Source organism: Microbacterium album (genome assembly GCF_014643695.1).
Lineage (GTDB): Bacteria > Actinomycetota > Actinomycetes > Actinomycetales > Microbacteriaceae > Microbacterium > Microbacterium album.
The window spans coordinates 72,057-94,105 of sequence record NZ_BMJY01000008.1 but is presented as its reverse complement, the minus strand read 5'-3'; the positions used below and the strand labels follow the sequence as shown (position 1 = coordinate 94,105).

22 protein-coding genes, 1 tRNA gene and 1 pseudogene are annotated in these 22,049 nt (G+C 71.3%); 16 read left to right on the top strand and 8 right to left on the bottom strand.

Going from position 1 to position 22,049, the window contains the following annotated elements; translation table 11 throughout:
* The first annotated feature begins 29 nt into the window (after window positions 1-29).
* From IEX37_RS10515 to IEX37_RS10505, 3 genes are all read left to right on the top strand, one after another.
* Window positions 30-740 (top strand): NRDE family protein, encoded by a 711-nt coding sequence (locus tag IEX37_RS10515; RefSeq protein ID WP_188756220.1) that lies wholly within the window; start codon window positions 30-32, stop codon window positions 738-740.
* A gap of 76 nt (window positions 741-816) precedes the next feature.
* Window positions 817-1,389 carry a DnaJ family domain-containing protein gene (locus IEX37_RS10510; protein WP_188756219.1) on the top strand — a complete coding sequence of 191 codons (573 nt, stop codon included), beginning with the start codon at window positions 817-819 and terminating at the stop codon, window positions 1,387-1,389.
* 121 nt (window positions 1,390-1,510) lie between these two features.
* Window positions 1,511-1,711: a hypothetical protein gene (locus IEX37_RS10505; protein ID WP_188756218.1), complete on the top strand. Its 201-nt coding sequence runs from the start codon at window positions 1,511-1,513 to the stop codon at window positions 1,709-1,711.
* 40 nt (window positions 1,712-1,751) lie between these two features.
* Here the strand turns inward: IEX37_RS10505 and IEX37_RS10500 are convergent.
* Window positions 1,752-2,737: pseudogene (locus IEX37_RS10500) on the bottom strand (malate dehydrogenase).
* A gap of 271 nt (window positions 2,738-3,008) precedes the next feature.
* Between IEX37_RS10500 and IEX37_RS10495 the strand changes: the two are divergent.
* Window positions 3,009-3,683 (top strand): DUF4287 domain-containing protein, encoded by a 675-nt coding sequence (locus IEX37_RS10495; protein ID WP_188756217.1) that lies wholly within the window; start codon window positions 3,009-3,011, stop codon window positions 3,681-3,683.
* Between the two features lie 75 nt (window positions 3,684-3,758).
* On the opposite strand, the gene IEX37_RS10490 is transcribed toward IEX37_RS10495, so the two are convergent.
* Window positions 3,759-4,208: a MarR family winged helix-turn-helix transcriptional regulator gene (locus tag IEX37_RS10490; protein WP_188756216.1), complete on the bottom strand. Its 450-nt coding sequence runs from the start codon at window positions 4,206-4,208 to the stop codon at window positions 3,759-3,761.
* 134 nt (window positions 4,209-4,342) lie between these two features.
* Here IEX37_RS10490 and IEX37_RS10485 point away from each other — a divergent pair, with 134 nt between their 5' ends.
* From IEX37_RS10485 to IEX37_RS10475, 3 genes are all read left to right on the top strand, one after another.
* Window positions 4,343-5,461 (top strand): LLM class flavin-dependent oxidoreductase, encoded by a 1,119-nt coding sequence (locus IEX37_RS10485; RefSeq protein WP_229663207.1) that lies wholly within the window; start codon window positions 4,343-4,345, stop codon window positions 5,459-5,461.
* Window positions 5,458-6,075 (top strand): NAD(P)H-dependent oxidoreductase, encoded by a 618-nt coding sequence (locus IEX37_RS10480; RefSeq protein ID WP_188756215.1) that lies wholly within the window; start codon window positions 5,458-5,460, stop codon window positions 6,073-6,075. Before IEX37_RS10485 ends, IEX37_RS10480 begins: the two co-directional genes overlap by 4 nt.
* A 291-nt stretch (window positions 6,076-6,366) precedes the next feature.
* Entirely contained in the window at window positions 6,367-6,834 is a 468-nt protein-coding gene (locus tag IEX37_RS10475) for a MarR family winged helix-turn-helix transcriptional regulator (protein ID WP_188756214.1), read from the top strand.
* Here the strand turns inward: IEX37_RS10475 and IEX37_RS10470 are convergent.
* Entirely contained in the window at window positions 6,792-6,938 is a 147-nt protein-coding gene (locus tag IEX37_RS10470) for a MetS family NSS transporter small subunit (RefSeq protein WP_188756213.1), read from the bottom strand. The genes IEX37_RS10475 and IEX37_RS10470 overlap by 43 nt on opposite strands.
* The gene (locus IEX37_RS10465) at window positions 6,935-8,500 is read right to left on the bottom strand and encodes a sodium-dependent transporter (protein ID WP_188756212.1); all 1,566 of its coding nucleotides are present in this window, start codon (window positions 8,498-8,500) and stop codon (window positions 6,935-6,937) included. The genes IEX37_RS10470 and IEX37_RS10465 overlap by 4 nt, the downstream gene beginning before the upstream one ends.
* Window positions 8,501-8,627: 127 nt before the next feature.
* Here IEX37_RS10465 and IEX37_RS10460 point away from each other — a divergent pair, with 127 nt between their 5' ends.
* Window positions 8,628-9,056 carry a hypothetical protein gene (locus IEX37_RS10460; protein WP_188756211.1) on the top strand — a complete coding sequence of 143 codons (429 nt, stop codon included), beginning with the start codon at window positions 8,628-8,630 and terminating at the stop codon, window positions 9,054-9,056.
* A gap of 110 nt (window positions 9,057-9,166) precedes the next feature.
* On the opposite strand, the gene IEX37_RS10455 is transcribed toward IEX37_RS10460, so the two are convergent.
* From IEX37_RS10455 to IEX37_RS10445, 3 genes are all read right to left on the bottom strand, one after another.
* A tRNA-Arg gene (locus IEX37_RS10455) sits at window positions 9,167-9,239 on the bottom strand.
* A gap of 189 nt (window positions 9,240-9,428) precedes the next feature.
* Entirely contained in the window at window positions 9,429-10,052 is a 624-nt protein-coding gene (locus IEX37_RS10450) for an asparagine synthase (RefSeq protein ID WP_229663206.1), read from the bottom strand.
* 173 nt (window positions 10,053-10,225) lie between these two features.
* Window positions 10,226-11,683, bottom strand: a complete 1,458-nt coding sequence (locus IEX37_RS10445) for a glyceraldehyde-3-phosphate dehydrogenase (protein WP_229663210.1) — start codon at window positions 11,681-11,683, stop codon at window positions 10,226-10,228.
* Between the two features lie 374 nt (window positions 11,684-12,057).
* Here IEX37_RS10445 and IEX37_RS10440 point away from each other — a divergent pair, with 374 nt between their 5' ends.
* The 7 genes from IEX37_RS10440 to IEX37_RS10410 all read left to right on the top strand — a co-directional run bounded on the left by IEX37_RS10440 (window position 12,058) and on the right by IEX37_RS10410 (window position 20,247).
* Window positions 12,058-13,581 (top strand): AAA family ATPase, encoded by a 1,524-nt coding sequence (locus IEX37_RS10440; protein WP_188756209.1) that lies wholly within the window; start codon window positions 12,058-12,060, stop codon window positions 13,579-13,581.
* Window positions 13,582-13,658: 77 nt separating this feature from the next.
* Complete coding sequence (locus IEX37_RS10435) at window positions 13,659-15,203, top strand: fumarylacetoacetate hydrolase family protein (RefSeq protein WP_188756208.1); 1,545 nt, start codon at window positions 13,659-13,661, stop codon at window positions 15,201-15,203.
* 22 nt (window positions 15,204-15,225) lie between these two features.
* The gene (locus IEX37_RS10430) at window positions 15,226-15,879 is read left to right on the top strand and encodes a GntR family transcriptional regulator (protein WP_188756207.1); all 654 of its coding nucleotides are present in this window, start codon (window positions 15,226-15,228) and stop codon (window positions 15,877-15,879) included.
* Window positions 15,880-15,925: 46 nt separating this feature from the next.
* Window positions 15,926-17,452: a 5-carboxymethyl-2-hydroxymuconate semialdehyde dehydrogenase gene (gene hpaE, locus IEX37_RS10425; protein ID WP_188756206.1), complete on the top strand. Its 1,527-nt coding sequence runs from the start codon at window positions 15,926-15,928 to the stop codon at window positions 17,450-17,452.
* Between the two features lie 44 nt (window positions 17,453-17,496).
* Window positions 17,497-18,663 carry a 3,4-dihydroxyphenylacetate 2,3-dioxygenase gene (gene hpaD, locus IEX37_RS10420; protein ID WP_188756205.1) on the top strand — a complete coding sequence of 389 codons (1,167 nt, stop codon included), beginning with the start codon at window positions 17,497-17,499 and terminating at the stop codon, window positions 18,661-18,663.
* A gap of 10 nt (window positions 18,664-18,673) precedes the next feature.
* Window positions 18,674-19,459, top strand: a complete 786-nt coding sequence (hpaH, locus tag IEX37_RS10415) for a 2-oxo-hept-4-ene-1,7-dioate hydratase (protein ID WP_188756204.1) — start codon at window positions 18,674-18,676, stop codon at window positions 19,457-19,459.
* Complete coding sequence (locus IEX37_RS10410; protein ID WP_188756203.1) at window positions 19,444-20,247, top strand: HpcH/HpaI aldolase family protein; 804 nt, start codon at window positions 19,444-19,446, stop codon at window positions 20,245-20,247. Before hpaH ends, IEX37_RS10410 begins: the two co-directional genes overlap by 16 nt.
* A gap of 60 nt (window positions 20,248-20,307) precedes the next feature.
* On the opposite strand, the gene IEX37_RS10405 is transcribed toward IEX37_RS10410, so the two are convergent.
* A complete protein-coding gene (locus tag IEX37_RS10405) occupies window positions 20,308-21,459 on the bottom strand; it encodes a multidrug effflux MFS transporter (RefSeq protein ID WP_229663205.1) in 1,152 nt (383 codons plus the stop codon).
* A gap of 245 nt (window positions 21,460-21,704) precedes the next feature.
* Here IEX37_RS10405 and IEX37_RS15875 point away from each other — a divergent pair.
* The coding region (locus tag IEX37_RS15875; protein WP_194461746.1) for a hypothetical protein at window positions 21,705-22,049 on the top strand (345 nt) is incomplete at its 3' end.

The following is a 22,049-nucleotide window of genomic DNA, read 5'->3' as shown; positions in this document are numbered from 1 at the left end:
GACCGGTGCATAGGCTGGTGCGGATCGCCATGTGCACCGTCGTCGTCCGCGTCCCCGCCTCCCCCCACGAGCCCGTGCGCCTGCTCGCGGTGCGTGACGAGGATCCGCATCGCCCCTGGAACCCGCTCGGCGCCTGGTGGCCGGACCGCCCGGGCGTGGTGGGCGTGCAGGATCGGCTGGCCGGCGGCGCGTGGCTCGCCGCGAAGCCGGGCCGCCTCGCCGTGCTCCTCAATCGCGCCGGCGATCCGGATCTTCCCGCCGACGCGATCGAGTCGCGCGGTGGGATCGTGCTGGACTCGGTCGAGGGTGCGGCCCCGACCGGACGCCCCCGCACGCTCGGCTTCAACCTCGTCGAGGTGGACGGGACCACCGTGACCGCAACCGGGTGGGACGGCCACGACCTGCGCCGCGTGACGCTCGGCCCGGGCACCCACATGCTCGCCCACGACGACGTGGACGATCCCACCACCGCGCGGATCCGCATGTGGCTGGGCGCCTTCACGGAGGCCCCCACGGATGTCCCCGGCGATGCGTGGTGGGAGCCGTGGCGCGAGGTGCTGGCCGCGACCGCGCGCCTGTCGCCCTCGGACGACCGCGCGATCGTCCGGGACAACCGGGCGCACGGGTACCCGACGCTGTCCCTGCTGGCGTGCGTCGCATCCGTCCGCCCGGGTGAGGCCGACGTGCGCTACGCGGAGCTGGAGAGCCCCGGCCACTGGAATCCGCTTCGCTTCGCCTGAGCAGACGCGTCCGCGAAGCGCCCACCGTCCCGGGCGGGCGTAGCCTGGGTGGACCGAGACGTCTCGGAGGTGTGCCATGTCGGATCCGCGCGAAGCCGCTCACCGCTACCGGATGGAGCGGGACCTCCCGCCCGAGGAGCGGGACGCGCACGAGGACCGCGCGACGCCGGCCTGGTCGACGCCCGAGGAGCGCGCGGCCATCGTGGAGCAGGCGATCCGCCATGCGATCCGCCGCGGCGACTTCGACGATCTGCCCGGTGCCGGCAAACCGCTCACGGGACTCGGAACCGGCCACGATCCGGACTGGTGGATCCGCCGCAAGATCGAGAGCGAGCAGCTGCGCGGACTCGGCCCGCCCGCGCTCGCGCTGCGCGTCGAGAACGCCGAGCTCGATGAGCGGCTCGACGCGCTCACGCGCGAGGCGGACGTGCGCGAGACGCTCGAGGACTTCAACCGGCGGATCCGCTACGCGCGCATGCAGCTGCTCGGCGGCCCACCCGTCGTCACGCCGACGCGCGACGTCGACGCCGAGGTCGCGGCGTGGCAGGCACGGCGCGAGGCGCGCGCTCGCGCCGTGCAGGAGGAGCGAGACGCGACCGACGAGCGCCCGCGTCAGGGTCTGTGGCGGCGGCTCCGCCGACGCGACTGAGCAGGCAGCGGCGGCTTCATCCCATCGGGCCGGCTTCGTCTCTCCGCGCGAGGGCGGAGCACGGGGCGCCGTGGATCGCAACCCCCTCACGCGGGGCTCGGCGATGTCGGAGGCTGTCGGCATGAGCAATCGAGACGACATCAAGCAGCCGCTCGACCACCTCCCTCCGAAGGAGGAGCGCGACGACGACGCCGTCGAGCAGCCCCAGTACCCCGATTCGGGCGCGCCCGCGGGCGGCTCGTCCGTGTCGCCGGAGACCGCCGCGGAGCCGACCGAGCCCGACCGCCACGGTCTGGACGGCCTGCCTCGCCAGGGAGCCTGACCCCCGCGTTCCGGGCGCCGCCCGGCGGTCGAGGAGCGGCTCAGACCAGGCCGAGCGCCTCGACCGCCTCGCGCTCCTCGCGCAGCTCGGCGACGGACGCGTCGATCCGGCGCGGGAGAACGCATCGATGTCGAGGCCTTCCACGATCCGCCAGGAGCCGCCCGCAGCCGTGACGGGGAAGGAGCAGACGAGCCCGTCCGGCACTCCGTACGAGCCGTCGGACGGCAGGGCCACCGAGGTCCAGTCGTCCGACGGCGTGCCGGAGACCCAGTCGCGCATGTGGTCGATCGCGGCGCTGGCGGCCGACGCTGCGGAGGACGCGCCGCGCGCCTCGATGATGGCAGCCCCGCGCTTGGCCACTCCCGGGATGAACTCGTCCTCGATCCACGCGCGGTCGAGCCTCGGCAGCAGCGGCTCCCCCGCGACCAGGGCCTGCGAGACATCGGGGTACTGGGTCGCGGAGTGATTGCCCCAGATCGTCACTCGGGAGACGTCGGATACGGGTGCCCCGAGGTGGCGCGCGAGGCGGCTCACGGCGCGATTGTGATCGAGACGCGTCATGGCGGTGAACCGCTCGGGCGGCACGCTCGGCGCGTGCTTCTGCGCGATGAGCGCGTTGGTGTTCGCGGGGTTGCCCACCACGAGCACCCGGATGTCGTCGGCAGCGCCGGCCTCGATCGCGGCGCCCTGCGGGGCGAAGATGCCGCCGTTCGCCTCCAGCAGGTCGCCGCGCTCCATCCCCGGCCCGCGGGGGCGGGCGCCGACGAGCAGGGCGATGTTGGCGCCGTCGAACGCCGACTTCACATCGTCGGTGACCTCGACCCCGGCCAGCAGCGGGAAGGCGCCGTCGTCGAGCTCCATCGCGGTTCCCTCGGCGGCCTTCACGGCCTGCGGGATCTCGAGCAGGCGCAGCCGGACGGGCACGTCGCGCCCCAGCATCTCGCCCGCCGCGATGCGGAAGAGCAGCGCGTAACCGATCTGTCCGGCTGCGCCGGTGACCGTGACGGTGACGGGTGTGGCAGACACACTGCGACCCTACGGCTCCCCGCCGACGAAAGCGAGATGCAGTGCCCGCAAGGACAGGGATGCACACCGCGTTCCGGCGGCGCTATCCTGGTGCCCGGCGATACGCCTCGCCGAACCTCCATCATCCGGTGCCCGCGCCACCGGAGGTCGCCACGGCGGCGGAGGCAAAGGGGACCTCGAGTGCTCGGCGTTGGGATCATCCGGACACGTCAACCGGGGCAGCTCCCGAGGGTGCGGGTCGGTGGAGTGCGCCGGAGCGACGGAGAACCGCATGACCACGCAGGAATTCTTCAAGAAGCGCGTCCGAGCGCGCATGGCCCGAACCGGTGAGCGCTACGCCGCAGCCCGCCGAGCGATGCTGGCGAAGCGCGCGCCGATGCCGGACAAGCCCGGGTGGGTCTCGGAACCCGAGATCGGCGACGCCAGGATCCGCGAGAAGACCGGGCACGACTGGGCCGAGTGGGTCGCGCTCATCGATGCCGGGCCCGGTCGCGACGCCGGGCACAGCGCCATCGCGGCCTGGGTGGAGCAGGAGCACGGGGTGGACGCCTGGTGGGCGCAGGGCGTCACCGTCGGCTATGAGCGGATCACGGGTCTCCGGCTGCCCGGACAGATGAAGGACGGCACCTTCACCGTCTCGCGCACCAGGACCCTCGATCTGGACGGAGCCGCGCTGCGATCGCTGCTGGACGACGACGACGCCCGGGCGGGTCTCCTGCCGGGCCTGCTCTCGACCGCGCGATCCCGGCCGGCTGCGAAGGCGCCCCGGTTCGCGATCGTCGACGCCGCGTCCGGCGAGGAAGCGGGCATCCTTCAGTTCCGCATCGAACAAACCGCGACCGGCTGCGCACTCGTCGTCACCCACGAGAAGCTCCCCGACGTGGCGACCGCAGAGTCCTGGAAGCGCTACTGGAGCGACTGGCTGGACGACCTCGCCGCACAGTGAGCGTGGCCCGGCGTCGGCGAACGCGTCGACGCCGGGCTACGGGGCGCACCGTGGCACGGACCGCGCCGGCGCTCGTCAGTCGCGCGCGTCCTCCCCCAGCCGCGCCCAGATGCGGACCAGGTCCTGCAGGTCCGTCTCATCGAGACGGTCGAGGAACAGGCGGCGCAGGTCGTTGTGCTGCTGGCGCCACGCTTTCCGCAGCACGGACCGCCCGTCCTTCGTGAGGGTGGCGACGTAGCCGCGGCCGTCCTCGGCCGCGCGGCGGCGCGCGATCAGGCCGCGCCGCTCGAGCCGGTCCGCCAGACGGGTGAATCCGCCGGTGGACATCACGCGGCGCCTCGCGAGGTCCGACATCCGCATGCCCTCCTCGCCGGCGCGGGCGAGGAGCGCCAGCACGCTGTACTCGGCCATGCTCACCCCGAGGGGCGCGAGCCCGGCCTCGATCTCGCGCCAGATCCGGTCGTGCGCGTAGAGGAACCCCTGCCAGGCGTCGTCTTCGAGCGGTGTCAGGCGCGGCGACGGCATGGATGAACTGTATCTCCACCCGCGCAGACAGTCGCGCATTCGGAATATCTGCCTGCGCAGATAGTTATAGGCGGCAAGGGCACGCCGCGCCGCGGCATCGGCCGACACCGAGCCCGACGAGAAGGGAAGCAGGAATGAGCGACTCACACAGCAGCGAGCGGACGGCGAGCATGACTCGAGGGGCGAAGCGTGCAGCGTTCGAGCTCGGGCACATGACCTTCGTCGAGATCACGGCGGACCCAGCCACCGGCGCCGTCCCCTCCGCCCATCAGCGGGCGCGCGAGACCATCGAGCAGGCGCGACTCGCCGACCGGGTGGGCCTCGACCTGTTCGCGGTCGGAGAGCATCACCGCACCGACTTCGTCGGGTCCGCGCCGGCGATGGTGCTCGCCGCGGCGGCGGAGGCGACCGAGCGCATCCGGCTGACCAGTTCCGTCACCGTGCTCAGCTCGGACGATCCCGTGCGGGTGTGGGAGCAGTTCGCGACCTTGGACCAGTTCTCCGGCGGGCGTGCCGAGATCATCGCCGGCCGCGGCTCGTACACCGAGTCGTTCCCGCTGTTCGGCTACGACCTTCGCGACTATGCCGACCTCTTCCGCGAGAAGCTCGACCTGCTGTTGAAGATCCGCGCGCAGAACCCGATCACCTGGTCGGGCAGGTTTCGCCCCGCCCTCGACGCGGCCGACATCGGACCCCGGTCCCTCCAGGCCCAGCTGCCCATCTGGGTAGGCGTCGGCGGCACCGCCGCCTCCGCGATCACGACCGGCCGACTCGGCCTGCCGATGGCCATGGCCCTGCTCATGGGGCCCCTGACGCTCCACCAGCGGACGCTCGACCTGTACCGGACGGCTGCCGCCGAGGCGGGGCACGATGTCGCGTCGCTGCGCACGAGCATCAACCTGCACGGCTACATCGGCCGCACCAGCCAGGGCGCCCGCGACACCATGTACCCCTACTTCGCGCGCGGGATGATGGACAACAACCACCAGCGCGGCCAGGGCTTCCCGCTGACGCGAGGAGTATTCGATGCCCAGACCTCTCCCCCCGCCGGCCTGGTGGTCGGCAGCCCGCAGGAGGTGATCGACAAGCTGATGGCGTATCACGAGGTCTACGGCCTCGATCGGGCCTTGATCCAGATCGGCTTCGGCGGAATGCCGCAGAAGGACGTGCTGCAGGCGATCGAGCTGCTCGGCACCGAGGTGGCGCCCGTCGTCCGCCGCGAGGTCGCCTCCCGACGCGTGGGGGCCGCATGACCGCGCCGGGCCGCTCCCTGCGCGTCGTGGTCGTCAACGGCAGTCCGAGCGAGAGGTCCAGAACCGCGGCGCTGACCGAGGTGGCCGTCGACGCGCTGCGTGCATCGCTCGACGGCGAGGGCGTAACGGTCGACGCCGAGCGCGTCGACGTCGCCCGCCTCGGCCCCGGCTTCTCCGGTGCCCTCGAGCGCGAAGCGGTCTCCCCGGAGGTCGACGTGCTGCTGCGCCGGATCGAGGAGGCCGACCTCCTCATCGCGGCCACGCCCGTCTTCCGCGGGTCATACCCCGGATTGTTCAAGCACCTCTTCGACCTCGTCGACCAGTACGCGCTGGCGAACAGGCCCGTGCTGCTGCTGGCGACCGGCGGAGGCGAACATCACGCCCTGGTGCTCGAGCACGCCCTGCGGCCGCTGTTCGGGTTCTTCCAAGCGCTGACGCTGCCGGTCGCCGTGTTCGCCTCCGCGGGCGACTTCGACGGCACGATCCTCCTGAACCCGCGCGTACACGGGCGCATCGAGCTCGCGATCTCCGACGTGCGCGATCTGCTCCTCACCCGCAGCGCGAGCGGCGGGCCGGTCGGCGGCGCATTGTCACGGGATCTCTCCCCGACGTGAGGCCGCCCGCCGCCCGTGCAACAGGGCCGTCGTCGACCGTCCCGCTGTGCCCGAAAACTCGGTTACGAAAAAGTAACGACAGGCCTTGTGCGTCGTTACCTCACCGTTATAGAGTGCTCGCACGGTAGCTGTTTTGCTGTGGCGGCTACCGGACATGTGATTGCAGGACACTCTTGGTGCAAGGGACAGAAGGCCGGTCGGACGCCTCTCCGACCGGCCTTCACCATGTCGGCGGACGCGCGTCGGTGCGGCAGTCGGCCTTACGCGGCGCGGCGCGGATACGCTGGATGCATGGCTGATCGGAGGCTCGCCGTCGAGGCGTGGGAGAGCCTGTTCCGCGCGCAGCACGAGGTCTTCGCCGAGGTCGCCCACGACTTCGACGGCACCGAGCTGACCCAGCCGGAGTACGACGTGCTGCTCACCGTGACGCGCGCACCCGCCATGTCGGCGCGGCTGCGGGACGTGACCGCGAACATGCTGATCAGCCAGCCGAGCGTGTCGCGCCTGGTGGATCGCATGGTCGAGCGCGGCCTCGTCACGAAATGCGCCGATCCCGCCGACGGGCGCGGTGCCGTGGTCACGGCCACGGAGAAGGGCGCCCGTGCGTTCCGCGCGCTCGCGACGGCCCATGGCCGCTCGATCGCGCAGCGGATGTCGGTGCTGTCCGAGGATGAGCTGCGCACCCTCCGCACGCTCACGGAGAAGCTGCGCCGCGCTCAGGCGTCGTCCGGGTCCGCGTCCTCTCCCCCGTCCGGATAGACGGCGACCGAGGGCTTGGCCACGAGAAAAAGCACACTCGTCGCGAGCCCGCCCCAGATCAGGACGGCCGCGATGACGAGGAACGTGATGGCGATCGGGGTCATCGGCGGACCTCCTCCCGGCGCGGCGCCTCGATGGGCGGCCACGCCTCGAACTTGGCATGATCGTGGCGCCAACGGGCGGACGTGAGGACGATCGCGCCGAGCACCATGACGAGCACGGAACCCCAGCCCACGATGCCCAGGTACAGCGCGGGGTACCCCTCGTAGCCGTTCGCGATGAGCTCCACGATCTTCGCGATCAGGATGTAGCCGAGCACGACGGGCGCGAGGAGCGCGACCAGAAGGCGCCACGTGCGTCCGACCTTGAACGTGGACAGGGCGCTCACGTGGCCGCTCAGCTCGGCGCCGGCGCGCCGCACCCACATCACCACGACGATGGTCGCGATCGCCGACGCCACGATGCCGACGTTGTTGGCCCAGTTGTCGATCGTGTCGAGCGCCGTCAGACCGGACGTCGTGCCGAAGAGCAGGACCGATACGACCGCGAGCGCCCCGCCCAGGCCGTACGCCGCCTGGGCGCGCGTGAGACCGAACTTGTCGCGGACCGCGGACACGATGACCTCGAGGATCGACAACAGCGACGTCAGGCCCGCGAGGGCGAGGGCCCCGAAGAACAGGGCGCCGAACCAGGCGCCGCCCGGCATCTCCGCGACGATCGCGGGGAACGTCATGAACGACAGGCCGACCCCGGTGAGGCTCTCGAGGTCGTCGATGCCGACGCCCTGCTGGAACGCGAAGAAGCCCAGCGTCGCGAACACGCCGATCCCCGCCAGCAGCTCGAACGACGAGTTGCCGAAGGCGACGACGAGACCCGGCGTGCTGAGATTCGACCGCCGGCGGCGGTAGGACGCGTACGTGATCATGATGCCGAACGCGATCGACAGCGAGAAGAAGATCTGGCTGTAGGCCGCGATCCACACGCCCGGATCCGCGAGAGCCGAGAAGTCGGGGGTGAAGAAGGCGTTCAGGCCCTCGACGGCGCCGGGCAGGAACAGCGCGCGCACCACGAGGACAAGGAAGCCGATCACGAGCAGCGGGATGAACACGACGTTCGCCCGCTGCACGCCGCGCACGACGCCGGCGCCGAGCACCACCAGTGCCACGACCCACATCAGCAGCAGCGGGATGAGGACGGCCGGGACGAACTCGAGCGTGAAAGGCTCGTCTGCGGCCCGCAGGAAGTCCCCGACGAAGAACCCCGTCGGGTCGTCGCCCCAGCGCAGGTCGAACGAGTAGACGAAGTAGCTGATCGCCCACGCGAGCACGACCGTGTAGTAGACGGCGATGAACATGCAGATCATCACCTGGAACCACCCGATGCCCTCGCCCACGCGCCCCGCGGCCCGCCGGAGGGCCAGCGGCGCGGATCCGCGGAACCGGTGGCCGATCGCGTAGTCCAGCAGCAGGATCGGGATGCCGGCCGTGAGCAGCGCGACGAGGTACGGGATCAGGAACGCCCCGCCGCCGTTCTCGTAGGCGACGCCGGGGAAGCGCCAGATGTTCCCCAGGCCCACGGCGGACCCGATGGCCGCGAGGATGAAGCCGACCTGTCCCGTCCACTGCTCCCGTGCCGGGACGGCCTGCGTCGCGCTCGTGCGAGACATGATGCCCCCTCTGCTGAGCGAATGGTGTGAGTCACCCGAAGTCAGCACAGCCTACAACGCACCGTGCGGCCGAACGGGGCAGATCGCGCGGATGTCGCGCGTCATCGCGAGGCGCTAGGATGCGGCGGTGCCCGTCCTTCTCCCCCACGAGCTGCTCGCCGACGTCGGCGCTTTCCTCGCGAGCGACGGCGTGCAGGCGTTCGTCCTGGCCATCGGCTGGATCGTCGTGATCGCGCTCGCCGGTGCCGCGCTCTTCTTCGCCGTGCGCGCTCTCGTCCGAGGGCTCGTCGCCCTGGTCACCGCCGCGACCCGTCCGGTCCGCGCCTGGTTCAGCCGCTCGGAGCGCGAGTACCGCCGCTATCGCCGTGCCGCGCGGCGCCGCATGCGCGACGCCACACGCGGCATGCCTCCTGCCGCGACCCCGCCCGTAACCGCCGATGCACCGTCGGCGCGGCTGTTCCAGCGCGATCCCGCGCCGCGCAGGATCAGCCACGCGGGCTGGGTCGAGCGCTCCCGACCGGCCGGCCCGCGGGACTGGTCCCCCGCGGGCGACTGACCCCGCGGGTGATCGTCCCCGCCGAGGCATCCGGGGAAACGAGAACGGCCCGCCGAAGCGGGCCGTTCTCTCACTGTCTCAACACAGTCCTGGCGGTTCCGAGGAACCTGCGCGCCCGAAGGGACTCGAACCCCTAACCTTCTGATCCGTAGTCAGATGCTCTATCCATTGAGCTACGGGCGCTGGTGCCGTTGCCGTGGCAACCCGTCTACTATACATCGCCTCCGACGCCCTGGCGAATCCGCCCCGGCCACCGCTCCCCGCACCCATCCCGGGGCGCATCCCGGCGTCGCGCCGCACATCCCCGGCCGATGACTAGCGCCGGTGCGGCTTACTAGCGCTCCCCGCGCAAGTGAACCGCACGGACGCTAGTCAACGACTCCCGGTTGGGCGTGCGCGCGGTTCGTCGTCGGGCGCGTCGGGGTCGGCGGCCTCGCTGCGGCGTCGGCGCGCCTGCGCGGAGAGCTTCTGCAGGTCGACGAGACGGAGGGCCTGCATGCGCGCCTCGCGCATCCGGGCGTAGTCGGGGTCCTGGTCCGGCCGCATGGCCTCGATGCGGAGACGCCCCTGCAGGTTCGCCTCGACATCGCCCCACGCGGCCTCCCGGGCGCGCTCCACGAGCTCTCGCAGCACCTCGGGCCGGCCGGCGGACGCTCGCAACGACTTGGCGACGCCCGCATACTGCTTGGCACGGCGACGGAGATTGCGCACGTCCCGGTCGCGGTAATCGTGCGTGCCGCGTGGCTCGGTGTGGCGACCCCACGCGGCCTTGCGCGCGCGCGAGACGGCGTCCGCCGCCTGCTCGGCCTCGTCGGCCAGGCCCAGGAGCGTATCCCGAGCGGCATCCGTGAAGTGCTCCGGATCGAAGGACTCGCCCAGCGAGATGGTGCTGACGAGGATCGTGTTCTTCACGGACAGGCGCGCGGCGGCCATGGCGATCGCAACGCCCTCTTCGATGGCCTCGGCGTTCCGTCCCACGGCGCTCCGTTTCCGCATGTCCAGTGTCGGCGAGCACGGTCTCCGGTCCGCAGCATCCGCCCCCTCGAGAGTATCCGTCGCGACGAAGGGGTCGCGGCGCGAGGAGCGAACCGCCCCGCTGCGCGCGTCCCGTGGGGCCACGGGGGGCGGTCCGCGATCGAGATCGTGGGAAGGAGTCGGAGAGCGTCGGGTCAGACGCCGGCCGGGACGGGCGCGACGGACGTGCCCTCCACGGCCTCCTCGCCCTCGGCGGACGCGACGACCGGCTGCCGCTCGGGCAGCACGGTCGGGTGAGCACCCGCCATCTTCTCGAGCACGCGCACGACCTGGCACGAGTAGCCGTACTCGTTGTCGTACCAGACGTACAGCACCACGTTGTCGCCGTCGACGATCGTGGCAAGCCCGTCCACGATCCCGGCGCGGTTGTTGCCGACGAAGTCGGTGGACACCACCTCGGGCGACTCGATGTAGTCGACCTGCTGGCGCAGCGGCGAGGTCAGCGACACCTGACGGAGGAACCCGTTGAGCTCGTCCTTGGTCGTCGGCCGACCCAGCTGCAGGTTCAGGATCGCGAGCGAGACGTCCGGGGTGGGGACGCGGATGGCGTTGCCCGAGAGCTTCCCCGCCAGCTGCGGCAGGGCCTTGGCGACGGCCTTCGCCGCGCCGGTCTCGGTGATGACCATGTTGAGCACGGCCGAGCGCCCGCGCCGGTCGCCCTTGTGGAAGTTGTCGATGAGGTTCTGGTCGTTCGTGAACGAGTGCACGGTCTCGACGTGCCCGCGCACGACCCCGTAGGACTCGTCGAGCACGCCGAGCACGGGCGTGATCGCGTTCGTGGTGCAGGACGCGGCGGACAGGATCCTGTCGTCGTCCGTGATCGTGTCGCTGTTGACGCCGTGCACGATGTTCTTGATCGCGCCCTTTCCGGGGGCGGTGAGCAGCACGCGCGCCACGCCCTTGGCCTGCAGGTGCTGCGACAGACCGGCCTCGTCGCGCCAGCGGCCCGTGTTGTCGACGACGATCGCGTTGTCGATCCCGTACTGCGTGTAGTCGACGCTCGCGGGGTCGTTCGAATAGATGACCTGGATGAGCGTGCCGTTGGCGAGGATCGTGTCGTTCTCCTCGTCCACCTCGATGGTGCCGGCGAAGGATCCGTGCACGGAGTCGCGGCGCAGCAGGCTCGCGCGCTTACGCAGGTCGGTGTCGCCGCCCTTCCGGACGACGATCGCGCGCAGGCGCAGGCCCGAGCCGTTGCCGGCGTGCGCGAGGAGGATGCGCGCGAGCAGCCGGCCGATACGCCCGAAGCCGTACAGGACGACGTCGGTGGGCGCCGGCGTGTCCGCATCGATGACCTCGGCGAGCTCCGCACGCAGGAACGCGTCGAGCCCGGCCTGGTCGTAGCTGCCGCCCCGCTCGTCGTAGCGCGCGACCAGCCGGGCGACGTCGATGGACGCCGCGCCCGGCCCGATCCGGTCGATCGACTCGAGCACGGCGAACGTCTTGTGCGGGTCGAGGACGTCGTCTCCCGTGAGCCGCGCGAAGCGATGCGCCTTGATCAGCTCGACGGGAGAGCGGTTGATGAGGCGGCGCCCGTGGATCGAGGGGACGACGCCGTGGGTCCGATACAGGCGACCGATCAGCGGGATCATCCGCTCGGCCAGCTCCTCGCGGGCGATCCAGTCCGCCCTGTGCGCCTCGAACCCGCGCGCTTCCCGTCCCTGGGCCTCGGACTTCTCGCTCACGCTCGCTCATCACTCCTTCGTCGCTGCGGTGCATCGACGCGCCGTTCCGGCGACGCCTGACGCTTCGATTCTATGGAGGAGAAGCCGAGCTTTGCAGGCGCAGCGCCGTCAAGAATCCAGATTCTTTCATCAGCGCGAGGAAGCGCCGCCCCCCGCGCCCGATACGCCCCGCTCTTTCACGCCGAGCGCGGAGTCCAGCCGGAGACTTCGGGCGGCTTGGTCGCTACTGTGGGAGTCCGCGGATCCCTGCTGAACACCGGGATCTGAGGGAGGAGGTCCCGATGACCGCGACCGACCAGTCCGCGCTCGTCGCCGTCATCGACGCCGACGGCTCGTCCGAGCTGCGCATCGGCGACGGAATCACCGAGTTCGACACCGCATCGCTCGAGGACGCGCGCCGGGCCATCATGGACCGCGTCGTGGCGGAGGCGGTGCGTCGCGGAACCTCCGTGCGCGTCACGGTGCACGAGCCCGACGGAGTGTGGCCGCTGCTGGTCCACACGGACGGCACGGTGGAGACGGACGAGGACGTGCCCTCGCCCGGCGCCGGCGACGACGCGCCGGTCTCCGCGGCCGAGACACCCGCTCCCGGCGCCTCGCGGGAGCCCGCCGCCGCGCCGCCCGCACCGACCCCCGTCCCGGCGGCGGCGCCTGCCGGCCCGGCCGTCGTCCCGACCGGCGACGCGGGCGCCGTCGGCGACGGGGCGCCGGGGCAGGAGGGGCAGGAGGGGCCACTCATGCGGCGCCGTCAGCGCGAGGGCGCGGCGCCGGCCGCGGCCCCGCCCTCCCCCACCTCGGATGCGCCCCAACCGCCTCGGGAGGGCGAGCCGCAGGCGCAGCCCGGGCGGCACGGCGAGGAGCGGCGGCGCAGCGAGGAGCGGCGGTCCTTCCTCACACCCGAGCGCACCGAGGAGCCGGCGCAAAAGGGATGGCGCGGCATGCTCGCCCGCACGGGGCTGCGCGTGCCGCCGAGCGCCTCGGAGCGGGCGGAACGGTCCGACATCTATACGGTGTCCCAGCACTGGCCCGGCCCGCGGACGATCGCGGTCGTCAACGGCAAGGGCGGCGCAGGGAAGACGCCCACCACGATCCTCACCGCCGCCGTCTTCGCGCGGTACGGAGGCGCGGGCGTGCTGGCGTGGGACAACAACCAGACGCGGGGCACGCTCGGATGGCGCACGGAGCAGGGCCCGCACAACGCGACCCTCCACGACCTGCTGCCCGAGACGGGACGCCTGCTGTCCACCAGCGCGCAGTCGGCGGACCTCGCCCGCTACGTGCACCACCAGACCCGCGACCGCTACGACGTGCTGCGCTCCAAGCCCATGCTGCTGGCGCACGAGCAGCGCATCGAGTCGGACGACGTCGACCGGATCCACGCCGTGGCGGCCAAGTACTACCGCCTCATCATCATGGACTCGGGCAACGACGAGTCGGATCCGATGTGGCGCCGCATGATCGACCACACGGATCAGCTCGTCGTGGCGACGACGACGCGGGCCGAGCACGCCGAGGCGGGTGCTCTGCTGCTCGAGGCGCTCGCGGCGCGCGACGAGCGGTCGGCGCAGCTGGCGGAGAACTCCGTCGCCGTCGTGAGCCAGGCCGACCCGAGCGCCCATCCGTCGACCCTGAGATCGGTCGTCGACGGATACCGCGCGCTCACGCGCGACGTCGCCGCGATCCCCTACGACTCGGCCATGGCCGGCGGGCTTCTCCACTACGGGGCGTTGCGCCCGGCCACGCGCCGCGCGTGGCTCGCCGCTGCCGCCGCCATCGCGCGGGGCCTCGGGCCGCAGGGAACCTGAAGCCGCTCGCACCAGGGCAATCGCGGGGCCTGGGAAAGGGCACCCAAAGGGGGTTACCCTGCGCGAACGGATCGTATATGATTTCGGATACGACCCCAGAGCAAAGGAGCTGGCACGTGACCGACGCCCCGACGGACCCCCGCTTCGCCGCCCTTCCCGCCGTGCCGGGCAAGATCATCGCGGTCCACCTGAGCTACGAGTCCCGCGCGGCCCAGCGCGGACGCCGGCCCGCGGCACCCTCGTACTTCTTCAAGCCGGCGAGCTCCGTGGCCGCGTCGGGCGCCACGATCGAGCGCCCCGCCGGCACCGAGCTCCTCGCCTTCGAGGGCGAGGTCGCCCTCATCATCGGCACGCCGGCCCGGCGCGTCCCGCTCGAGCGCGCGTGGGAACATGTCGGCTGGGTCACCGCCTCCAACGACTGGGGTCTGTACGACCTGCGCGGGAACGACAAGGGCTCGAACGTGCGCAACAAGGGCCGCGACGGCTACACGCCGCTCGGGCCGCAGCTCATCGACGCGCGCGCCGTGGATCCCACGGCGCTGCGCGTGCGCACGTGGCGCAACGGCGAGCTGGTGCAGGACGACCGCACGTCGGACGAGCACCTGATCTTCCCGCTCGCCCAGTTCGTCGCCGACCTGTCCCAGCACTTCACGCTCGAGGTGGGCGACGTGATCCTCACCGGCACGCCCGCCGGATCGTCGGTCGCGCAGCCGGGCGACGTGGTGGAGGTCGAGGTCGACGCGCCCGACACCGCCGGCACCCCCAGCAGCGGGCGCCTCGTGACCCGCGTGGTCGAGGGCCCGGGCGACTTCGACGAGAGCATCGGCTCGCTCCCTCAGGTGAACGACCTGCAGCGGGAGGAGGCCTGGGGCTCGCGGCAGGCCGCGGGGCTTCCCTCGGAGCCGGAGGTGAAGACCCCGGGCCTGACGCCCGAGCTGCGCGCCAAGCTGCTCGAGGCACCCGTGGCCGGGCTGTCCCAACAGCTGCGCCAGCGCGGCATCCGCGGCGTGTTCATCGACGGCCCGAAGTCGGACACCCCCGGCGCCAAGCTCGTCGGCACGGCGAAGACGCTGCGCTTCGTCCCCCTGCGCGAAGACCTGTTCAAGGCCCACGGTGGCGGCTACAACGCCCAGAAGCGCGCGTTCGACGCGGTCGAGGAGGGCGAGGTCATCGTGATCGAGGCCCGCGGCAACGCCGGCTCCGGCACGCTCGGCGACATCCTCGCGCTGCGCGCCAAGGCGCGCGGCGCGGCCGGCATCGTCACCGACGGCGGCGTCCGGGACCACACGGTGGTCGCGGGCATCGACCTGCCCGTGTTCTCGCAGGGCGGCCACCCGGCCGTGCTCGGCCGGTATCACGTGCCGTGGGAGCACGACGTCACGATCGCGTGCGGCGGCGCGACCGTCCAGCCCGGAGACATCATCGTCGGCGACGACGACGGGGTCATCGTGATCCCGCCGGCCCTCGCCGAGGAGGTCGCGGACGCGACCCTCGCCCAGGAGGCGGAGGACGCCTGGATCGCGGCGCAGGTCGAGGCCGGGCACCCCGTGGACGGCCTGTTCCCCATGAACGCCGAGTGGCGCGCCCGCTACGAGGCCGAGCAGGCCCAGTCCGGCGCGTGACGACCGCGACAGAGTGCCGCTGATGTCCCTTCCCGTCGAGAGCGCGAGCAAGTCCGAGCGCGCGTACGAGTGGATCCGCGAGCGGATCGCCCGGCGCGAGTACGGCCCCGGCTTCCGCCTCGTGCTGGGGCCGATCGCGCAGACGCTCGACATGAGCGTCGTGCCCGTGCGGGAGGCGATTCGCCGCCTGGAGGCGGAGGGACTGGTCGAGTTCGAACGCAACGTCGGCGCGCGGGTGTCGCTCGTCGACCGTGACGAGTACGTGCACTCGATGCAGACCCTCGGCGTCGTGGAGGGTATCGCGACGGCCCTGTCGGCGCCTCTCCTGGCCGAGCGGGACCTGGACCGGGCCGAGTCGGTGAACACCCGGCTCACCGCGCTGCTGGACGACTTCGATCCGATCGCCTTCACGCGGCTGAACCAGGACTTCCACACCGTGCTGTTCGAGCCGTGCCCCAATCCGCACATCCTCGATCTCGTCCACCGCGGGTGGGCGCGCATGCAGGGCCTGCGCGACTCGACGTTCGCGTTCGTGCCCGGGCGCGCGCACGAATCGGTGGAGGAGCACATCGAGATCCTCGAGCTGATCCGAGGCGGGGCCGACCCGCTGGAGATCGAGCTGGCCGCGCGCCAGCACCGCTGGCGCACCATGAACGCCTATCTCGCCGACCACTAGACCTTCGACCCATCTGATCCACCTACCTCATGCCGGAGGAAATCGAATGAACACCATTCCCCTGAACGAGCGGCACATCCCCGCCGATCTGCCCGCGAAGATCCAGCACTACATCGGCGGCCGCCACGTCGACTCGATCGACGGCGACACGTTCGACGTGCTGGACCCGGTCTCGAATCAGACCTACCTGCAGGCGGCGTCGGGCAAGAAGGCCGACATCGACGCGGCCGTCGCGGCGGCTCGCAAGGCCTTCACCGAGGGCCCCTGGCCGAAGATGCTCCCCCGCGAGCGCTCGCGCATCCTGCACCGCATCGCCGACATCGTCGAGTCGCGCGACGCGCGCCTGGCGGAGCTGGAGTCGTTCGACTCGGGCCTGCCGATCACCCAGGCGCTCGGCCAGGCCCGCCGCGCGGCGGAGAACTTCCGCTTCTTCGCCGACCTGATCGTGGCGCAGGCCGATGACACGTTCAAGGTGCCCGGGCGGCAGATCAACTACGTCAACCGCAAGCCGATCGGCGTCGCCGGCCTCATCACGCCGTGGAACACGCCGTTCATGCTCGAGTCGTGGAAGCTCGGCCCCGCCCTCGCCACGGGCAACACGGTCGTGCTGAAGCCCGCCGAGTTCACGCCGCTGTCGGCCTCGCTGTGGGCCGGCATCTTCGAGGAGGCGGGCCTGCCGGAGGGCGTGTTCAACCTCGTGCACGGCTTCGGCGAGGACGCGGGCGACGCGCTCGTGAAGCACCCCGACGTGCCGCTCATCTCCTTCACGGGCGAGAGCCGCACCGGACAGATCATCTTCGGCAACGCGGCGCCCTACCTGAAGGGTCTGTCGATGGAGCTGGGCGGCAAGTCCCCCGCCGTCGTCTTCGCCGACGCCGACCTCGACGCCGCGATCGACGCCACGATCTTCGGCGTGTTCTCGCTGAACGGCGAGCGCTGCACGGCCGGCTCGCGCATCCTCGTCCAGCGCGAGGTGTACGACCGGTTCGTCGAGCGCTACGCCGCGCAGGCGAAGCGCGTGAAGGTCGGCTACCCCCACGACCCGGCGACCGAGGTCGGCGCGCTCGTGCACCCCGAGCACTACGACAAGGTCATGTCGTACGTCGAGATCGGCAAGAGCGAGGGACGCCTGGTCGCCGGCGGCGGCCGGCCGGAGGGCTTCGACGAGGGCAACTTCGTCGCCCCGACGGTGTTCGCCGACGTGAAGCCGGACGCGCGCATCTTCCAGGAGGAGATCTTCGGACCGGTCGTCGCGATCACGCCCTTCGACACCGACGAGGAGGCCCTCGAGCTCGCGAACAACACCAAGTACGGCCTCGCTGCGTACATCTGGACCAACGACCTCAAGCGCGCCCACAACTTCGCGCAGGCGGTCGAGGCGGGCATGGTGTGGCTGAACTCGAACAACGTGCGCGACCTGCGCACCCCGTTCGGCGGCGTGAAGGCCTCGGGCCTCGGCCACGAGGGCGGCTACCGCTCGATCGACTTCTACACCGACCAGCAGGCCGTGCACATCACGCTCGGCAAGGTCCACAACCCCACCTTCGGCAAGGAGGGCGGATCGGCTCACTGACGCCACCGCCATCCCGCACACATCCAGAGAGCAAGGACCCTGAAATGACCACCACCGACCCCCGCGGCATCAAGACCTCCTCGGGCTTCTTCGTCTCCCAGGAGGCCCCGATCCAGGCGGCCGACCCCGTGGCGACGCCGAAGGCGCCGGCCCCCGACATCCTCCGCTGCGCGTACATGGACCTCGTCGTGACCGACCTCAAGAAGTCGCGCGAGTTCTACGTCGACATCCTCGGTCTGCACGTGACCGAGGAGGACGACGAGGCGATCTACCTGCGCTCGACCGAGGAGTTCATCCACCACAACCTCGTGCTGCGCAAGGGCCCGGTCGCCGCGGTCGCCGCGTTCTCGTACCGCGTGCGGACGCCCGAGGACCTCGACAAGGCCGTCGCCTTCTACGAGGAGCTGGGCTGCCGCGTGATCCGCAAGCCGGAGGGCTTCACGAAGGGCATCGGCGACTCGGTGCGCGTCGAGGACCCCCTCGGCTTCCCGTACGAGTTCTTCTACCAGTCGGAGCACGTCGAGCGGCTGTCGTGGCGCTACGACCTGCAGGTGCCGGGCGAGCTTGTGCGCCTGGACCACTTCAACCAGGTCACGCCCGACGTCCCGCGCGCCGTGCGCCACTACCAGGACCTCGGCTTCCGCGTGACCGAGGACATCCAGGACGAGGAGGGCACCGTCTACGCGGCCTGGATGCGCCGCAAGCCCACCGTGCACGACACCGCCGCGACGGGCGGCGACGGCCCGCGCATGCACCACGTCGCGTTCGCCACGCACGAGAAGCACAACATCCTCGCGATCTGCGACAAGCTCGGCGCGCTGCGCCGCTCGGACGCGATCGAGCGCGGCCCCGGCCGTCACGGCGTCTCGAACGCGTTCTACCTGTACCTGCGCGACCCCGACGGCCACCGCGTCGAGATCTACACGCAGGACTACTACACGGGCGACCCGGACAACCCGGTCGTCACGTGGGACGTGCACGACAACCAGCGCCGCGACTTCTGGGGCAACCCGGTGGTGCCGAGCTGGTACACGGAGGCGTCGCTCGTGCTGGACCTCGACGGCAACCCGCAGCCCGTGCGCGCCCGCGAGGAGAAGAGCGAGATGGCCGTGACCATCGGGGCCGACGGCTTCTCGTACACCCGCGCCGACGACGAGGAAGAGATGCCCTCGTGGAAGCAGGGCGAGTACAAGCTGGGCAACCAGCTGTGAGGATGCACACATGCTGACACCGGAGCAGATCACCCAGATCGCCGAGGAACTGGCGGAGGCGGACCGCACGCACTCCGTGATCCCGCGGATCACCGCGCGGTTCCCGGAGGCGACGATCGAGGACTCGTACGCGATCCAGGGCATCTGGCGCGACAAGAACCTCCAGGCGGGGCGCCGTCTCGTCGGCCGCAAGATCGGGCTGACCTCGAAGGCGATGCAGCAGGCGACGGGGATCACCGAGCCCGACTACGGCGTCATGTTCGACGACACCGTGTGGGAGTCGGGCACGGTGATCCCGGCCGCGAACTTCTCCAACATCCGGATCGAGGTCGAGCTCGCGTTCGTGCTGAAGGACGCGCTCGAGGGACCGGCGTGCACGCTGTTCGACGTGCTGCGGGCCACCGAGTACGTCACGCCCGCGCTCGAGGTGCTCAACTCGCACATCGAGATGGAGGGGCGCACCATCGTCGACACGATCAGCGACAACGCCGCGTACGGCGGCATGGTGCTGGGCGGCCGGCCGATGCGGCCGGACGACATCGACCTGCGCTGGGTGGGCGCGATGCTGTACCGCAACGAGACGATCGAGGAGACCGGCGTCTCGGGAGGCGTGCTCGGTCACCCCGGCAACGGGGTGGCGTGGCTGGCGAACAAGATGCACCAGCACGGCGACCGGCTCGAGGCCGGCGAGATCATCCTCGCCGGCTCGTTCACCCGGCCCGTGTGGGCCAAGGCCGGCGACAGCATCCTGTGCGACTACGGGCAGATGGGGACGATCGCATGCAGCTTCGCCTGAACCCGACCCTGCGGCATCGGATCGCGGACGCGGATCGAGCCCTGTTCGGCGGCTGGGTCTCGTCGGGCTCGCCCGTCATGGCCGAGATCATGGCCGGCGCCGGGCTCGACTGGCTCATGATCGACATGGAGCACGGGCCGATCGGATTGGGCGACGTGCAGCTCATGCTGCAGGCGGCGGCCGCCTACCCGGTCACGCCGGTCGTGCGGGTGCCCGTCAACGACGCCGTGTGGATCAAGCAGGTCCTCGACCTCGGAGCCCAGACCATCATGGTGCCCATGGTGTCCACCGCGGCCGATGCCGAGGCGGCCGTCGCCCACGCGTCGTACCCGCCCCGCGGGCATCGCGGCGTCGGCAACGCCCTGGCGCGCTCCGGCCGCTGGAACCGCGTCGACGACTACCTGCGGAACGCCGCCGAGTACGTCTCGGTGATCGTGCAGATCGAGACGTTCGCCGGCGTGGAGAACGCCGAGGCGATCGCCGCCGTCGACGGCATCGACGGCGTGTTCGTCGGCCCGAGCGACCTCGCCGCGTCGATGGGCCTGATCGGTCAGCAGACGCATCCGGATGTCGTGGCCGCCGTGGAACGGGCCTTCACGGGCGTGCGGGCCGCGGGCAAGCCCGTGGGTGTCAACGCCTTCGATCCCAAGGCCGCGCAGGCCTACGTCGGCGCGGGGGCGCGCTTCCTGCTCGTCGGCGCCGACGTCGGCCTCGCCGCGCGCGGCGCGGAGAACCTGGCCAAGACGTTCATCACCGACGCCGACGCGACTCAGCGCAGCTCGTACTGAGCACGCGGACGCCCCCGGGCATCGGAGTCCATCGCGGATCTCCGACGCCCGGGGGCATCGTCATGCGCGGCGCGTGAGGAAGCTCAGCAGGACGAGCGACAGCAGCATCCCGGCGGCCATGCACACGCCCATCAGGGGCGCGCTCGTGCCGCCGAGGGAGACGAGGGGCGGCACGAGCGCTCCCATGCCGAACTGGGTCATGCCGAGCAGGGCGGATGCGGCGCCGGCTCCCCGCGAGAAGGGCGCAAGGGCCAGCGCCGTGACGTTGGCCAGCATCGCGCCGTGCACCAGGATCGTGCCGAACAGCGGCACGAGCAGGACCGGGAGGGGCAGCCCGAGGAGGGCCACGACCGTGAACGCCGTGGCACCGACGGCACCCACGGCGACGCTGCCGACCGCGAGCCGGGCCACTCCGAAACGTCCCACGATGCGGCGGCTGATCTGCGTGCCGATGAGGATTCCGACGGCGTTGACCGTCATGACGAGCGAGAACGCCTGCGGGGACAGACCGTACTGCTCCTGGAGCACGATCGGCCCCATGGAGATGTAGCTGAACAGGCCCAGCCCGGCCAGGCCCAGCGCGAGCGCGCTGAGCGCGAAGCGGTGGTTCCGGACCATCCGCCCCATCTCCGAGAGCTGCTCCGACACTCCCCCGGCGTGCCGGTGCTCAGGCGCGAGGGTGTCGGGCACGGTGATCCAGGCGAGCGCGAGCAGCAGCACCCCGATGCCCGCGAGCGCCACGAACAGCCCCCGCCAGTCGGTCACGAGCAGCAGCCCGCCGCCGAGCAGCGGGGCGATGATGGGCATGATCGCCACGACGGCGGCGAGCATCGCGAACGCGCGCGCAGATTCCTCGCCGGTGAACATGTCGCGCACGACGGCACGGGCGATCACGATGCCCGCCGAGCCCGCGATGCCCTGCGCGGCGCGCGCGATCAGCAGCGTCTCGATCGTCGGCGCGAACGCGCAGGCGAGCGACAGGACCGCGAACGCGGCCAGGCCGATCAGCATGGGCCGACGGCGCCCGAAGCGGTCGCTCAGTGGCCCGAGCAGCAGCTGCCCGGCCGCGAGACCCACCATGTTCGCGCTCATCGTGGCCTGCCCGAGCGGGTCGGGGATGCGGAGGTCGGCGACGAGCGCGGGCAGCGCCGGCAGGTAGAGGTCCATCGACAGCGGCCCGAACGCGCTCAGCAGCCCCAGCGCAACGACCAAGAACCGCGAGGGGGATCCGGACGCAGAACCGCCGCTCCCCGCCCGACCCGATGCCACCTCCCCACCCTAGCGACACCGGCGATGCCGTCCGGTCATGCGGCTGGGCTGTTCGCGCTCCTTGGGCTGGCGTTCACTCCTCGTCCCCAATCACCGCTGGAAGCGGGTTGTCCACGGGTTTCGTTTTGGGGTGTGGATCGGCGGTTTCTCCGACGGGGAATGTCGGTGGCCCTCCCTACCGTGGAGGTATGGATCACCGGTACACCACCAGCGGGGAGGGGCTTCCCTCACCCGGTGATCTGCGTGCCCTGATCCACAACACGGCCGCGCTGTCGGACGCTGATCTGGTGTCCGCGGCCGGCGCGGTGGAAGCCCTCGGTCGTATCGTCGACGCCGCCCGGGTCCGCATCGCCGGAGAGATCGACACCCGCTCCGCCCGGGATGCGGATGACCGCCTGTCGGCCCGGTACGGGTGCCGGAACGGGGTGGAGCTGTTGGAGCGCACCACCCGGGTGTCGGCGAAGTCGATCAATGCCCGAATCCGGTTGGACAAGCGCACCCGGCCGGGTGTGTCTCTCACCGGTGAGGAGCTT